The sequence below is a fragment of the Variovorax davisae genome (assembly GCF_030316845.1).
GTDB lineage: Bacteria > Pseudomonadota > Gammaproteobacteria > Burkholderiales > Burkholderiaceae_C > Variovorax > Variovorax davisae.
This window is the reverse complement of sequence record NZ_JASZYS010000008.1, coordinates 153,944-167,621: the sequence shown is the minus strand read 5'-3', so window position 1 is coordinate 167,621 and position 13,678 is coordinate 153,944. Positions and strand designations below refer to the sequence as shown.

Genomic DNA, 13,678 nt, shown 5'->3' with positions numbered 1-13,678 from the left:
CGATGGCGCGCATCGCACTGAAGATCGACGTCGACACCCTGCGCGGCACCCGCGAAGGCGTGCCTCGGCTGCAGACGGCGCTGCAGCGCGTCGGCGCCGGCGCCACCTTCCTGTTCAGCCTCGGCCCCGACCACACCGGGCGGGCCATCCTGCGCGTCTTCCGGCCCGGCTTCCTCCGCAAGGTGGCGCGCACCTCGGTGGTCGAGCACTACGGCGTGCGTACGCTGCTCTACGGCAGCCTGCTGCCGGGCCCCGACATCGGCCGGCGCGAAGCCTCGACCCTGCGCGCGGTCCGCGACGCTGGCTTCGAGGTCGGCGTCCACTGCTGGGACCACATCGACTGGCAGGACCACCTGATGCAGCGCGATGCGGCATGGACGCTGCGCCAGATGAAGCGCGCGGTCGAACGCCACACGCAGATCTTCGGCAGCGCCCCGCGGCTGCACGGTGCCGCCGGCTGGCAGTTCGACGCGGCAGCCGCGCAGGCCGAGACGGCGCTCGGCATCGCGCTGGCGTCGGACACCCGCGGCGAGGGGCCGTTCATTCCGGTCGCCGACGACGGGCGCGTCATCGGGCCGCCGCAGTTCCCGACCACGCTGCCGACCCTCGACGAGCTGATCGGCATCGACGGCCTCGATGCGCAGAACGTCCACGCCCACCTGCTGGGCCTCACGGCCGGGTCCGACCGCGACCAGGTCTACACCCTGCACGCCGAGCTCGAAGGCATGAAGCTCATGCCGGTGTTCGAGCGCCTGCTGCAGGGCTGGCAGGCCCAGGGCCACCAGCTGGTCAGCCTCGGCGCGCTCGCCGCGGCGGTCGATCGCTCGGCCCTGCCGCGGCACCGGCTGCGGCAGGGCGAGGTGGCGGGGCGCTCGGGGCTGCTGGCGGTGCAGGGGGCAGCCTGGACGCCGGCTGGCCGCCTTGCGCCGCAGCCCTGAACGCGCCTTCGAGCTGCTCGCGGCACTGCGTCATCGCGCCGGAGAAGAAGCCCTTGCGGCGCCAGAACAGCCCGAGCTGAATCTCCCAGGTCCGCGCCGGCGCCGGCAGCGGCGCCAGGCCGGCGCCCATCGACGAATGCAGCATCGCATGCGTCATGACGGTCAGCAGGTCGGTGCTGCGCACCAGCGCCGCGAAGATGGCCGGCGATGCGTCGGCCTGGACCGACACCTCCGGCGGCGCCAGGCCGTTGTCGACGAACATCGCCGCCACCCATTGCCGCAGCAGGATGTCCGAGGGCGGCAGCAGCCACTTCTGGCGCGCCAGTTCGGCCAGCGTGAAGCGGCGGCCCAGCATCGCATGGCCCTCGCGCGCCACCACCGCGCTGCGCAGTGCGGCCAGCGGCGTCACGCTCAGGTCGGCCGGCAGGACCTCCGGTATGGCGGCCACCGCCAGGTCCAGCTGCCCCGCCTGCAGGCTGCGCAGCAGACCGCCGCTGAGCTGCACCTGGATGTCGAAGCGCAAGGCGCCCTCGCCGTCCACGAACCGCGTCAGCATCGGCGCCACGATCGACTCGACGACCGCCGGCACGGCGCCGATGCGCACCAGCCCGCTGCCGGCGGTCTTGATGTCGGCGAGCTCCGTGCGGATGTCGTCGACCAGCAGTTCCAGGCTGCGGCTGCGCTCGTACAGCACCCGGCCGATCGGCGTCAGCGCCACGCCGCGGGCGGTGCGCTCGAACAGCCGGACCTCCAGCGCGGCCTCGAGCCGCCGGATCGACTTGGTCAAGGCGGGTTGGGTGATACCGATCACGGCCGCGGCGGCGTGCAGGTTGCCGGCCTCGGCCGCCTTCACGAAAGCGCTGACGTCCTTGAACTGCATGAAGACTCCTTCGACGATCGGCGGGCCCGATTCCAGATCGTTATCAATGTAGCCGGGAATGCGCGAGGCCACCGCCGGCCCCGGGCCGCATCATTCACGCTCCAGAGGAGACAAGAGACATGTTCCTGCGCACCTTCCTGCGCCGATGCGGCGCGTTGGCGGTCACGGCCGCGGCAGCCATCGGTGTCCAGCCCGCCGTGGCCCAGACCGGCTATCCCGAGCGACCGGTCCGCGTGGTCGTTCCCTACCCCGCGGGCGGCAACACCGACGTCATCGCGCGCGCCGTGATGAAGGAGGTCTCGGCCCGCATGGGCCAGCCCTTCGTGATCGACAACAAGCCCGGCGGCAACAGCATCCTGGGCACCGACATGGTCGCCAAGTCGGCGCCCGACGGCTACACGCTGCTGGTCGTGATCGGCGCCTACGCCAACAACCAGTGGCTCTACAAGTCGCTGCCCTATGGGCCGAACGACCTGACGCCGATCACGCAGATCTCGCGCACCTCGCTGGTCCTCGTATCGACGCCGCAACTGGCGGTGAACAGCATGGCGGAGTTCCTCGCGGCGGTGCGCCCGAGCGGCCAGGCCACCTACGCCAGCAGCGGCGTCGGATCGGCCGCCCACCTGCTGGGCGAGCGCTTCGCCCAGGCCGCAGGGTTCAAGGCCACGCACATCCCCTACAAGGGCACGGCCGACGCCATCAGCGATCTGGTGGGCGGGCGGGTCGGGTTCATGTTCGACGCCGTGTCGGCCATCGGCCCGCAGATCCGCGCCGGCAAGCTCGACGCGCTCGCGGTCACCGGCTCGACACGGTCGGCGCAACTGCCGGGCGTGCCGACCGTGGTCGAGCTGGGCTTTCCTCAACTGGTGTCCTACGCCTGGGCCGGGCTGCTGGCGCCGGCGCGCACCCCGGAGCCGATCCGGCAACGCCTCGCTGCCGAGATCGCGGCGGTGCTGCAGTCGCCCGAGCTGAAGGAGCGGCTGGCCGCCATCAGCACCGATGCGGTCGGCTCCACGCCGGCCGAGTTCACCCGCTTCCTCGCCGAGGAAAATCGCATCGGCGCGGAAGTCATCCGCAGCGCCGGCATTCGCCTGGACTGAGCGATGACCACCCCCGCGATCCTCGGCGGCGCCTGCGCCTTCATCGGCGACAGCATCCTCGGGCCCCGGCAACTGGTGCAGGTACCGGGGATGCAGTACCTGGTGTTCGACTACCTGTCGGAGATGACGCTGTCGAGCATGGCGCGCGCCAAGGCGCGCGACCCCGCACAAGGCTGGGCCAACGATTTCGTCGACGTCGCGCTGGCCGAGATCCTTCCGGCCTGCGCGGCCGCGGGCATCCGCCTGGTCGCCAACGCGGGCGGGCTCAACCCGCGCGCATGCGCCGAAGCCATCGACGCGCTCCAGCGCCGGATCGGCACGACGCTGAAGGTGGCCTGGGTCGAGGGCGACGACTGCCTGGATCTGGTGGGTCCCCTGCGTGCCGAAGGGGTGGTCGATTTCTATACCGGCGCGCCGATGCCCAAGGACCTCGACAGCGCCAACGCCTATCTCGGCGCGCTGCCGATCGCGCGCGCGCTGGACATGGGCGCGGACGTCGTGATCACCGGCCGCATCGTCGACAGCGCGACCACGCTGGGCGCACTGATCCACCATTTCGGCTGGCGCGCCGACGAATTCGACCGCCTGGCCGCAGGCTCGCTGGCGGGCCATCTGCTCGAATGCGGCGCACAGGCCACCGGCGGCATCCACACCGACTGGGAGGACGTGCCCGACTGGGAAAACATCGGCTATCCGGTCATCGCCTTCGATGGCGATGGCCGCTTCAGCCTGGGCAAGCCCGAAGGCACCGGCGGCATCGTGCGGGTGTCGACCGTGGCCGAGCAGGTGCTCTACGAAGTCGGCGACCCGGCGAACTACATGCTGCCCGACGTGATCTGCGATTTCACCGACGTGCGCATCGAGCAGGAGGCGCCCGACCGCGTGCGCGTGAGCGGCGCCCGCGGCCGCAGGCCGAGCGACAGCTACAAGGTCTCGGCGACCTACCAGGACGGCTTTCGCTGCGTGGCCCAGGTCTCGGTGTTCGGGCTCGACGCGATCCGCAAGGCGCGGCGCACCGGCGAGGCCCTGTGCAATCGCGCGCGCACGCTGCTGGCACGCGCCGGCTACGGCGATTTCGACAAGACGGCCGTCACCGTCATCGGCGCCGAGGACGGCTACGGCCCCCATGCCGGCGGCGGCGCCGCGCTGCGCGAGGCCGTCGCGCGGGTGGCAGTGGTCCATGCGAGCGACACGGCGCTGGACCTGTTCGCCCGCGAGTCGCGCGCCTGCGGCGTCTCGTGGGCGCCCGGCAGCACGGCAGGCAGCGCGTTGACGCTCAACGGCAAGCCGGCCGTCGAGCCGCGCTATCGGCTCTTCACCTGCCTGCTCGCCAAGTCGCGCCTGCCGGCGCCCAGCGTGATCCTGGGCGGCGAGCGATCGCAGGTCGAGTTGCCGCCGGGCCGGGCCCAGCCGACACCACCCCCGCCCTCGCAGGCCGCGCCGGCGCCAGCGCCCGGCCCGGCACCCGACGACTGGGTCGAGGTGCCGCTGATCCGCCTGGCCTACGCCCGCTCGGGCGACAAGGGGGATCATTCGAACGTCGCGATCTTCGCGCGCCGGCCCGAACTGCTGCCCTACATCGCACGCGCCATCGACGAACGCACGCTGGCCGGCTACCTGGCCCACCTGGTCCGGGGCGATGTCCGCCGGTATCACGCGCCCGGGCTGAACGCGCTCAACTTCGTGCTGCAGCACGCGCTGGACGGCGGCGGACCGACCTCGCTGCGCACCGACCCGCTGGGCAAGGGCATGGCGCAGATGGTGCTGGGCATGCCGGTGCGCGTACCGGCGGCGATGCTCCCTGCCGCCGGCGCGCCCTGAAGAACGCGCGCCTCAGGCCAGCGCGCCGCCCTGCTCCCGATCATCCGCATGCAGCTCGACCACCAGGCTTCGCAGCCACTGGTTGGCCGGGTCCTTGTGGAACTTGGCATGCCAGAACAGGTTGATCGCGATCGGCGGCAGCTTGACCGGGTGCGCCAGGTACTTGAGCCCGAAGGGCTCGACCATGCGCTCGGCCAGCCGCTCGGGCACCGTGGCGATCAGGTCGGTCGACTGCAGGATGTGGCCCACGGCGACAAAGTGCGGCACGGTCAGCTTCACGCGCCGCTGCGGTGAGCTGCTGTCGAGGATCTCGTCGACCCGGCCATGCCCGGTGCCGGCCGCGACGATCGCCACATGGCCGGCGGCGTAGAACTCCGCGGGCAGCACCTTCTTCCTGTCGAGCCGGTGGCCTTGCCGGAACAGGCACACGTACTGCTGGGTGAACAGCCGGCGCTGGAAAAAGCCCGCCTTCAGCTGCGGCAGCAGGCCGATGGCCAGGTCGACCTGCCCCGCCTCCATCGCGTCCTTCAGGTTGACCGCGGTGTTGCGCACCGTGCTGAGGGAGACCGAGGGCGCGACCTCCTGCAGCCGCTTCATGAGCCGCGGCAGGAAGTAGATCTCGCCGATGTCGGTCATGCCGATCGAGAACTTGCGCGGGCTGGTCGCCGGGTCGAATGAACTGCGGACGTTGACCGCGCCGTGGATCATGCCCAGCGCATAGCCGATCGACTCCGCCAGCTGCTCGGCAAAGGGCGTCGGCTGCATCCCGGCCGACGTGCGCAGGAACAGCTCGTCGCCGAACAGCTTGCGCAGCCGGGCGAGCGCATTGCTGACCGCCGGCTGCCCCAGGCCCAGGTTCTCCGCGACCTTCGAGACCTTGCGCTCGACCAGCAACTGGTTGAAGACCACCAGAAGGTTCAGGTCGATGTCGTGGAGCTCCATGGCGCCCTTTCGGTCATATTGATCTGAATGATATCCACCATTCATCTCATTGCATTGACTGATCTGCCTGCGCGCCCGACGATCACCTTCCCACGAGACAAGAGGCAGTCAGAACAAGATGGAAATCGTCGTGCGCCCCCTGCAGCGGACATTGAGCGCCGCGCCTGGCGCCAACCTGCTGGAGACCCTGCGCGCGAACGACGTGCCGGTGTCGTACAGCTGCATGGCCGGGCGCTGCGGCACCTGCCGCTGCAAGATGCTGTCGGACCGGCCCGCGGACGGCGGCGACGGCTACGTGCTGGCCTGCCAGACCTTCCCGACCGAGTCCTGCACCATCGAGATTCCGGAGCCCGACGAGGTGGTCGTGCACGCCGCGAAGATCCTCAAGGCCACCGTGGTGGGGATCGAGGACCAGACGCACGACATCAAGCGCATCCGCCTGAAGCCGGCCAAGCCCCTGTCCTTCTCGCCGGGACAGTACGCGCTGCTGCAGTTCACGCCGGACCACATCCGTCCGTATTCGATGGCGGGGCTCTGCGACGACGGCGAGCTCGAGTTCCACGTGCGCCTGGTCGCCGAGGGCCGCGTGACCAGCTACATCGCCGACACGCTGAAGGTCGGCGACGCGGTGCGCGTCAGCGGCCCGCTCGGCTCGGCCTACCTGCGCCGCAAGCACCCGGGCCCGATGCTGTGCGTGGCCGGCGGCACCGGGCTGGCGCCGATCCTGTCGATCGTCCGCGGCGCGATCGCCGAAGGCATGGGCAACGACATCCACCTCTATTTCGGCGTGCGCTCCGAGCGCGACATCTACGGGCGCGAGTGGCTGGCCGAGCTGCAGCGCCGGCATCCCGGACTGAAGGTGCACGTGGTCGTCACCTCCGGCCGCGCAGCCGACTGCCGCAGCGGCCTGGTGACCGAGGCGATCGCCCGGGACTGGCCGCATCTGCAAGGCTTTCGCGCCTACCTGTGCGGCGCGCCGCCGATGGTCGAGGCCACTTCGCACCTGATCCGCCAGATGGGCGTGCAGCCCGAACAGGTCTACGCCGACGCCTTCTATGCCAGCGGCACCTGAGACGACAAGGAGACAGACATGAGCCCCACCCCCGACACCTTTCCGGTCAAGATCCACTGGGAGTCCGAAGGCACGAGCCGGATTCCCTTCATGGCCTACACCGACCCGGACCAGCACAAGAAGGAGCTCGAGCGCTTCTTCTACAACAAGCACTGGAACTACGTCGGCCTGGAGGCCGAGATTCCGAACCCCGGCGACTTCAAGCGCACCGTGGTCGGCGAACGCTCGGTGCTGATGGTGCGCGACAGCGACGGCGGCATCGGCGTGGTCGAGAACGTCTGCGCCCACCGCGGCATGCAGTTCTGCCGCCAACGCCACGGCAACCGCAAGGAGTTCGTCTGCCCCTACCACCAGTGGAGCTACACCCTCCAGGGCGACCTGCAGGGCGTGCCCTTCCGGCGCGGCGTCAAGCAGGACGGCAAGGTCAACGGCGGCATGCCGGCCGACTTCAAGACCGCCGACCACGGCCTGAACAAGCTCAAGGTGGCGACCCGCGGCGGCGTGGTGTTCGCCAGTTTCGACCACGGCATCGAATCGCTGGAGGACTTCCTCGGGCCGGTCATCCTCGGCTACTTCGACCGCCTGTTCGACGGCCGGCCGCTGAAGATCCTGGGCTACAACCGCCAGCGCATCCCGGGCAACTGGAAGCTGATGCAGGAGAACATCAAGGACCCCTACCACCCGGGCCTGCTGCACACCTGGTTCGTCACCTTCGGGCTCTGGCGCGCCGACAACAAGAGCGAGCTCAAGATGGACGCCCGCCACCGGCATGCGGCCATGATCTCGACCCGTGGCAGCGCCGGCAAGGCCGACCAGGTCACGCAGGTGTCCAGCTTCAAGGAGAGCATGGCGCTGAACGACCCGCGCTTCCTCGACATCGTGCCGGAGCCCTGGTGGGGCGGTCCGACCGCCGTGATGATGACGCTGTTCCCGAGCGTGATCCTGCAGCAGCAGGTCAACAGCGTGTCGACCCGCCACATCCAGCCGGACGGACATGGCGCCTTCGATTTCGTCTGGACGCACTTCGGTTTCGAGGACGACACGCCCGAGATGACGCAGCGCCGGCTGCGCCAGGCCAACCTGTTCGGGCCGGCGGGCTTCGTGTCGGCCGACGACGGCGAGGTGATCGAGCTGTCGCAGCAGGGCTTCGAGCAGAAGCCCTTCCACCGCACGCTGGCCGAGCTCGGCGGCCGCGAGGTCGGCGACACCGACCACATGGTGACCGAGACGCTCATCCGCGGCATGTATGAATACTGGCGCGAAGTGATGGAGTGCTGACATGAACGCCGCAACGACTTCGATCGGCTTCGCCGACTACCTGCAGGTGGCCCAGCTCCATGCCGACTACGCGAGCGCCGTCGACTCGGGCGACTGGGACCTCTGGCCGGAGTTCTTCACCGACGACTGCATCTACAAGCTGATCCCGCGCGAGAACCACGAGCGCGGCTTTCCACTGGCCACGCTGTTCTTCGAAAGCAAGGGCATGCTGAAAGACCGCGCCTACGGCATCCGCGAGACGCTGTTTCACGACCCCTACTACCAGCGCCACGTGGTCGGGGCGCCGCTGGTGCTGCGCGCCGACGGCGAGCGCATCGAGGTCGAGGCGAACTACGCGGTGTTCCGCACCAAGCTGTCTCAGGAATCGACCGTCTTCAATGTCGGGCGCTACCTCGACGTCATCGTGCGCACGCCCACAGGTTTGAAGTTCCAGCAGCGGCTGTGCGTGTACGACAGCGAAATGATCCCCAACTCCATCATCTATCCGATCTGAGACCCATCATGAGCGATTCCCCCTGGATCGAGGCCGTCGACGAAGACGGCGTGCCCGACGACGACGTCGTCGGCGTGCAGGTCGCCGGCCGCGACCTGGCCTTCTACAAGGTCGACGGCAGCGTCTACGCGACCGACAACATCTGCACCCATGGCCATGCGCGCCTGTGCGACGGCTTCCTCGACGGCTTCGAGATCGAATGCCCGCTGCACCAGGGCAAGTTCGACATCCGCAGCGGCCGCGGCACCTGCGCCCCCGTGACCGAGGACATCCGCAGCTATCCGGTGCGCATCGAGGGCGGGCGGGTGTACCTGCAGCTGGAAGCCTAAGGCACGGCCGCCGGCAGCCGGCCCAGCAACGCCTCGGCAAAGGCGCCCGGACTCTCGATGTGCGGAATGTGCCCCACCTGCGGCAGGACGGTGAGCGACGCCTGCGGAATCCAGCCTTGCAGGGCACGCGCCTGCGCCAGCGGCGTGATGCTGTCCTGCTCGCCCCACAGCAGCGCCACCGGCAGGCCGCCGGCGGCCCAGGCCCGCAGCTTCGCGGGATCGAGGCTGGCGGCGCCCTCGCAGGCCGAAGCCGCGAAGGCCAGCGCCCAGTCGCCGAGGCTGGCGCTGAAGCCCTCGCGCGCGAAGGGCAGCTGGTAGGCGGGGACCAGCGCGTCGGTCACCGCGTCCTTCCGGAAGACGAACTGCTTCAGCAGCGTGCCCGTCAGGCCGGGCCAGGTCGCGGTCGCGCCGACCAGGGCGGTTCGAAGATCGCGCTGCGCCAGCAGGCCAGGGGCGCTTTGCTCGCAGACCGGCGCTTCGCCCAGCGGGCCCAGGCCCAGCGCCGGATCGACCAGCACCAGCTGGCGCACGCGCCCCTGGGCCTGCAGCGCCGCCTCGAGCGCGGGCCCGGCGCCGAACGAATGCCCCACCAGGACCACCGGCGCCCCGAGGCTGTCGATCAGGCCGAGGACCCGCCGGGCCTGCGCCGCGCGCGAATAGTCCGGGCCGGCGCCGGGCCGCGCCGGCTTCGACAGCCCGAACGGCGGCAGGTCCACGGCCACGACGCGCCACCCGGCTTCGCTCAGGGTCCGCGGCAACTCGAACCAGGTCCCGCTCCAGGCCCCGGTGCCATGCAGCAGCAGCAGCGTCGGGGCCTTGGCGTTCCCCCATTCCTGCACGTAGAGCGCGGCGTCGCCGGCCGGCACCCAGCGGCCCTGCCCGCCGGCCAGCTGCTCGACCGACAGCGTCTCCCGCGCGCTGCGTGCGCCGTGGGCGTAGGCGATCCATCCGGCGGCCGCGACGACCACCGCGGCGACCAGCAGCAGTGCGACCGCCGCCCAGCGCAGGAGCGTCGCGGCGAGCGCGCTAGAAATCGTAGACATGCTCGATGGCACCGGCGCCCAGCCCCGACTCCACCTGCCGCAGCAGGCCGCCGAGCCGGTCGATCGGCGTGGCCAGCACCACCCGCACGGTGCCCGGCCGCGTGAGGATCGGCTGCACGAACAGCACCCGCGTCGCCGAGCCGGGCGGCGGCCACTGCGCCGGCACCAGCAGGCTCACCACGACCTCGCCGCGGTTGCCGGCGATCTCCCGGAAATCGATCCCCTGGCCCGCGAGCCATCGGCTGTAGGCCGTGAACCCCTCGTAGCGCGGGATGGTCGCCAGCACGCCAGCGGCGCCCGTTTCGAGCAGCGCGTAGTCCGGATGCGCGGCATCCCTGGCCGGCGCGCCGCTGAGGACCACGGCAGTGACCGGCAGCGGCGCGTCGTAGATGGCCTGGGTGCCGAGCTGGATGGCCTGCGCGTAGCCGGCCTTGACCAGCAGCTCGGTCGTGAGCGCGAACCGGCGCTCCCAGCGCCGGATCAGGTTGGGCCCCGACAGCGGCAGCTGCGCCGCCCAGAGCCGGCGCAGCTCGGCCCCGAAGTCGAACAGGTACCAGGGGTCGACCCGGATGAAGTCCACATAGGCCTGCGCATAGCGCGCGGCAAAGGCTTCCTCGGGCACTTGCGCCGGGCCCGACCGCGTGGCCTCCGCAAGCCTGCCGACCGTGTGCTCGTAGGCGCCCTTGACCGCATACTCGACCGTGGTGCTGGTGCCGATCACCATCACCATGAGGTGGTAGCCGCCATTGAACGGGTAGTTGCCGAGTTCTCGGCCGACCGCCCGGTAGCCCTGCCAGAACTGGCCGATGTGCGAAAACAAGGGAAAGGCGCTGGGCGGCCGTCCGCTGCCCAGGTACGCCGCGTACTCCGCCGGGCTGTGCACCAGGTACCACTCGGGGAAGGTCAGGAAGGTCTGGTCGGGCGTGCGCTGGTGGACCGGCGGCGTGGCGGCTTCCGCCGCGGCGGCCCCGCCGTGCCAGCCCGCGAGCGCGAAGCCCGCGAACGCCAGGAGGGCCAGCGCCCGCAGCGTCCTCATCTAGGCCACCGCCGCGATCGCTGCGGGCCGCGCGGAGGCCGGCGGCGAAGCCGCCTCGTCGTTCGCCACGCTGCCGGCCAGCGCCCGGCCTTCCTTGGTGAAGCACAGCAGCACGTTGTCGGTCGGGTCGTTGTCCTGCAGGATGCGGGCGCCCGAGTCCCTGAAGCCGGCCTGCGCCAGCCGCTCGACCCAGGTCGCCACGGGCTCGAAGAAGCGCAGCTCGGCCCGGTTGGTCTCCCAGGTCTCGCCCAGGCCCGCATTGAAGACGGTGTGCGCCAGCGATACCAGCACCCGCAGTTCGTCCGAGCGGACATCGTGGTCGCGGACGATGAAGACGCCGCCGGGGCGCAGCACGCGGTTGACCGACGCCAGGAAGGCCCGCAGCCGCTCGACCGTCATGTGGTGAAGCCCGACGTAGCAGCCGACCAGGTCGAGCGATTCGTCGGCGATCGGATCGGCCGGCAGCGGCGCGTAGTCGGCGAGCGGCAGGTGCACGCCTTCGAGCTTGCGCAGCTGCCCGCGCTCCATGATGTCGACCGGCGAGAAGGTCGGCGCCTTCTCGTCGATGAAATAGCAGGAGCCGCCGATGTCGAGCGCCGACGCGAGTCCGCGGAAGTAGCGTCCCTTGGAGCCGATCTCGGCATAGCCCGAGAAGCGCTTGCGCCCGCCCAGCAGCTGCAGCGTCTGCCGGGTCATCTCCGCCTTCTGCTTGACCAGCGACGGCAGCGCATGCGTCAGGTCGGCCAGCATCGGCTTGATGCCCCTGAGCTCGCTCTGCAGGTAGCGGTAGACGCTCTCCTCGTCCTGGTGCAGCTTGCAGGCGTCGCGGATGAGCTGGTGGAAGCGGTCTTCCGGCAGGGTGCGAAACACGCTCTGGAGAAAGCGGTAGAAGGCATCGGACAGCCCGACATCGCCGAAGACCTGGTGGAACTCCGAACCCGGCGCGGCGGGGGCCGCGGGCACCGGCTGCCCCGGCCGGTGGTACTTGTCCCAGAGCACATTGGTGAAGCGGAAGTCGGGGTCGAGCCGTTGTTTCAGGGCCAGGTACTCCCGGGCGCGCGGATAGGCGCGGTGGAACTGCGCCTCGGTGCCGTGCGGCTGGTAGGGCAGGTAGTAGGTGCCGCCGACCGACAGCACGGCATCGATCAGCTCGCGGGTCCAGACGCCGACCCGGCTTCGGGCGTTCTCGCGCGTGCGCTGCTTGTGGTACAGCACGAAGGCGAAGGTCTCCCGCGGCGCCCAGCTCAGCAAGGTGTGGGTGTCGGGCATGGCATGGCGGATCGACACGTTCAGCGCGTTCACGCGATGGCGCTGGAGCACCGTGGCCATGAGGGGCACGAAGGCCTCCAGCTGCTCCACCGGGATGAAGTACTCCTGCAGCACGTAGGTGCGGTCCTTGCGCGACGGCGGCTCGAGTTCGGCGACGTCGTAGCCCGCCTCGTAGTTGCGCCAGTGCACCTTCTTGCGCAGGTACAGCAGCGGGTCGACCAGCTTCTCGCGCCGCTCCTTGCCGAAGGGCGTCTCGGACACGGCCCACAGGAAGTACTGGTGCAGCGGGTATCGGCCCGCGAGCGGCTGCAGCCGCGCCGAGGTGGTGGCCGGCGCCTCGGTCTCGACCCAGGTGACCGAGCGCACGCTCGCGTAGTGCGGCGCGTACAGGTCGGCGTTGTGGAAGACCGCCTTCGGGTTGTTGCGGACCTCGTTCTTGAAGTGGGTCCAGTACTGCGACAGCGGCATCACCTTGTCGACCCGCAGCACGCGCTTGTTCTCGGCCAGGTCGAGCTCGATCTCGACCACCACGCCGAGGCCGCCGTAGCCGCCGATGACGCCGTAGAACAGCTCGGGATTGAGCGTCCGGCTGGCGCGCTCGAGCCGGCCGTCGTGCAGCGCCACCTCGATGCTGCGGATCGACAGCACCAAGGGGCCGAGCCCCACGTAGCGGCCGTGGCAGTTCACGCTCAAGGCCCCGCCGACGGTGAAGTTGGCGTAGGTCTGCATGATCTTCACCGCCAGGCCGTGCGGGTCGACGAAGCGCTGGATGTCGCACCATCGTACGCCGGGCTGGACCCGGATGGTCTTCTCGTCGGGCGAGAACGCGAGGATGCGGTTCATCGATCGCATGTCGAAATGCAGGCTGCCCGGGCTGGCCGTCTGGCCGCCCATGCTGAACCGGCCGCCCCCGATCGAGACCGGCCCCGAGGTGCGGCGCAACGCTTCGACGACGTCCTGGGTGCAGGCCGGCGCCACGATGGCCATGACCCGCACCGGGTTGAGTTGCGTGACGTCGTTGACGATGTGGTGGTTGGTCATGGCAGGGCTGGGTCGGTGGCGGGGTTCGTCACCCGCAGGTAGTCGCTGCGCACGCCCGCCGGCGCCCCGTAGCGTTCGGCCTTCGCCGCCGGGCCGCGCAAGCCGCATTCGACCAGCAGCGCGATCGCGCCGGCCACCGGCACCGCCGCCAGCAGCAGCCATGCGGCCGAACGCCCGCGGTCGTGAAGCCGGCGGCCCCAGACCGAGACCAGGTGCGCCACGAGGGCCATCACCGGGACCAGGTCGAAGGGCGCGCCCGGCCAGCGCTGCACCAGCGTGCACAGCCAGAGCGCCAGCGGAACGACCACGACCATGCGCAGCCAGAAGCCGGTGCGGCCCAGTCGACCCTGCAGGGAAAACTCTTGAATCCAGGACATGTTCGAGTGCTTGTTCTGCCTGTGACAGCCAGAATCCGACCGATGCCTGGCCCCGCTAT

Annotated in this window: 12 protein-coding genes and 1 pseudogene; 7 read left to right on the top strand and 6 right to left on the bottom strand. The window is 70.2% G+C overall.

Annotated features, from left to right (window positions below):
• Positions 1–2 precede the first annotated feature (2 nt).
• Entirely contained in the window at positions 3–938 is a 936-nt protein-coding gene (locus QTI33_RS19675) for a polysaccharide deacetylase family protein (RefSeq protein WP_286507939.1), read from the top strand.
• 13 nt (positions 939–951) lie between these two features.
• Here QTI33_RS19675 and QTI33_RS19670 read toward each other — a convergent pair.
• A pseudogene (locus QTI33_RS19670) lies at positions 952–1,818 on the bottom strand (LysR family transcriptional regulator); the annotation flags it as partial.
• A 119-nt stretch (positions 1,819–1,937) separates the two neighbouring features.
• On the opposite strand from QTI33_RS19670, the gene QTI33_RS19665 reads away from it, so the two are divergent.
• Together QTI33_RS19665 and QTI33_RS19660 are read left to right on the top strand one after the other, a co-directional pair.
• Positions 1,938–2,918, top strand: a complete 981-nt coding sequence (locus tag QTI33_RS19665; RefSeq protein WP_286507938.1) for a Bug family tripartite tricarboxylate transporter substrate binding protein — start codon at positions 1,938–1,940, stop codon at positions 2,916–2,918.
• Between the two features lie 3 nt (positions 2,919–2,921).
• Positions 2,922–4,739, top strand: coding sequence for an acyclic terpene utilization AtuA family protein (locus tag QTI33_RS19660; protein WP_286507937.1), 1,818 nt, complete (start codon positions 2,922–2,924; stop codon positions 4,737–4,739).
• A gap of 12 nt (positions 4,740–4,751) precedes the next feature.
• Here QTI33_RS19660 and QTI33_RS19655 read toward each other — a convergent pair whose 3' ends face one another.
• Positions 4,752–5,681, bottom strand: a complete 930-nt coding sequence (locus QTI33_RS19655; RefSeq protein ID WP_286507936.1) for a LysR family transcriptional regulator — start codon at positions 5,679–5,681, stop codon at positions 4,752–4,754.
• A 118-nt stretch (positions 5,682–5,799) separates the two neighbouring features.
• Between QTI33_RS19655 and QTI33_RS19650 the strand changes: the two genes are divergently transcribed.
• From QTI33_RS19650 to QTI33_RS19635, 4 genes are read left to right on the top strand one after another with little or no spacing between them, the layout of a single operon-like run.
• Positions 5,800–6,753 (top strand): 2Fe-2S iron-sulfur cluster-binding protein, encoded by a 954-nt coding sequence (locus QTI33_RS19650; protein WP_286507935.1) that lies wholly within the window; start codon positions 5,800–5,802, stop codon positions 6,751–6,753.
• A gap of 18 nt (positions 6,754–6,771) precedes the next feature.
• Entirely contained in the window at positions 6,772–8,031 is a 1,260-nt protein-coding gene (locus tag QTI33_RS19645) for an aromatic ring-hydroxylating dioxygenase subunit alpha (RefSeq protein WP_286507934.1), read from the top strand.
• Position 8,032: 1 nt separating this feature from the next.
• On the top strand, positions 8,033–8,524 hold the full coding sequence (locus QTI33_RS19640) for an aromatic-ring-hydroxylating dioxygenase subunit beta (RefSeq protein WP_286507933.1): 492 nt from the start codon (positions 8,033–8,035) through the stop codon (positions 8,522–8,524).
• Positions 8,525–8,532: 8 nt separating this feature from the next.
• Positions 8,533–8,853: a non-heme iron oxygenase ferredoxin subunit gene (locus QTI33_RS19635; protein WP_286507932.1), complete on the top strand. Its 321-nt coding sequence runs from the start codon at positions 8,533–8,535 to the stop codon at positions 8,851–8,853.
• Here QTI33_RS19635 and QTI33_RS19630 read toward each other — a convergent pair.
• From QTI33_RS19630 to QTI33_RS19615, 4 genes are read right to left on the bottom strand one after another with little or no spacing between them, the layout of a single operon-like run.
• Positions 8,850–9,896: an alpha/beta fold hydrolase gene (locus QTI33_RS19630; protein ID WP_286507931.1), complete on the bottom strand. Its 1,047-nt coding sequence runs from the start codon at positions 9,894–9,896 to the stop codon at positions 8,850–8,852. The genes QTI33_RS19635 and QTI33_RS19630 overlap by 4 nt on opposite strands.
• Positions 9,880–10,932, bottom strand: coding sequence for a hypothetical protein (locus tag QTI33_RS19625; protein WP_286507930.1), 1,053 nt, complete (start codon positions 10,930–10,932; stop codon positions 9,880–9,882). Before QTI33_RS19625 ends, QTI33_RS19630 begins: the two co-directional genes overlap by 17 nt.
• The gene (locus tag QTI33_RS19620) at positions 10,933–13,242 is read right to left on the bottom strand and encodes an FAD-binding protein (protein ID WP_286507929.1); all 2,310 of its coding nucleotides are present in this window, start codon (positions 13,240–13,242) and stop codon (positions 10,933–10,935) included. It abuts the gene before it with no gap.
• A complete protein-coding gene (locus QTI33_RS19615; protein WP_286507928.1) occupies positions 13,239–13,619 on the bottom strand; it encodes a DUF805 domain-containing protein in 381 nt (126 codons plus the stop codon). The genes QTI33_RS19620 and QTI33_RS19615 overlap by 4 nt, the downstream gene beginning before the upstream one ends.
• Between the last annotated feature and the right edge of the window lie 59 nt (positions 13,620–13,678).

What these genes read in the sequence shown, in the direction of transcription:
- QTI33_RS19625 (WP_286507930.1), bottom strand. Translation starts at nt 10,932, where the DNA reads ATGAGGACGCTGCGGGCGCTGGCCCTCCTGGCGTTCGCGGGCTTCGCG.
- QTI33_RS19660 (WP_286507937.1), top strand. Translation starts at nt 2,922, where the DNA reads ATGACCACCCCCGCGATCCTCGGCGGCGCCTGCGCCTTCATCGGCGAC.
- QTI33_RS19635 (WP_286507932.1), top strand. Translation starts at nt 8,533, where the DNA reads ATGAGCGATTCCCCCTGGATCGAGGCCGTCGACGAAGACGGCGTGCCC.
- QTI33_RS19630 (WP_286507931.1), bottom strand. Translation starts at nt 9,896, where the DNA reads ATGTCTACGATTTCTAGCGCGCTCGCCGCGACGCTCCTGCGCTGGGCG.
- QTI33_RS19675 (WP_286507939.1), top strand. Translation starts at nt 3, where the DNA reads ATGGCGCGCATCGCACTGAAGATCGACGTCGACACCCTGCGCGGCACC.
- QTI33_RS19665 (WP_286507938.1), top strand. Translation starts at nt 1,938, where the DNA reads ATGTTCCTGCGCACCTTCCTGCGCCGATGCGGCGCGTTGGCGGTCACG.
- QTI33_RS19615 (WP_286507928.1), bottom strand. Translation starts at nt 13,619, where the DNA reads ATGTCCTGGATTCAAGAGTTTTCCCTGCAGGGTCGACTGGGCCGCACC.
- QTI33_RS19655 (WP_286507936.1), bottom strand. Translation starts at nt 5,681, where the DNA reads ATGGAGCTCCACGACATCGACCTGAACCTTCTGGTGGTCTTCAACCAG.
- QTI33_RS19620 (WP_286507929.1), bottom strand. Translation starts at nt 13,242, where the DNA reads ATGACCAACCACCACATCGTCAACGACGTCACGCAACTCAACCCGGTG.
- QTI33_RS19645 (WP_286507934.1), top strand. Translation starts at nt 6,772, where the DNA reads ATGAGCCCCACCCCCGACACCTTTCCGGTCAAGATCCACTGGGAGTCC.
- QTI33_RS19650 (WP_286507935.1), top strand. Translation starts at nt 5,800, where the DNA reads ATGGAAATCGTCGTGCGCCCCCTGCAGCGGACATTGAGCGCCGCGCCT.
- QTI33_RS19640 (WP_286507933.1), top strand. Translation starts at nt 8,033, where the DNA reads ATGAACGCCGCAACGACTTCGATCGGCTTCGCCGACTACCTGCAGGTG.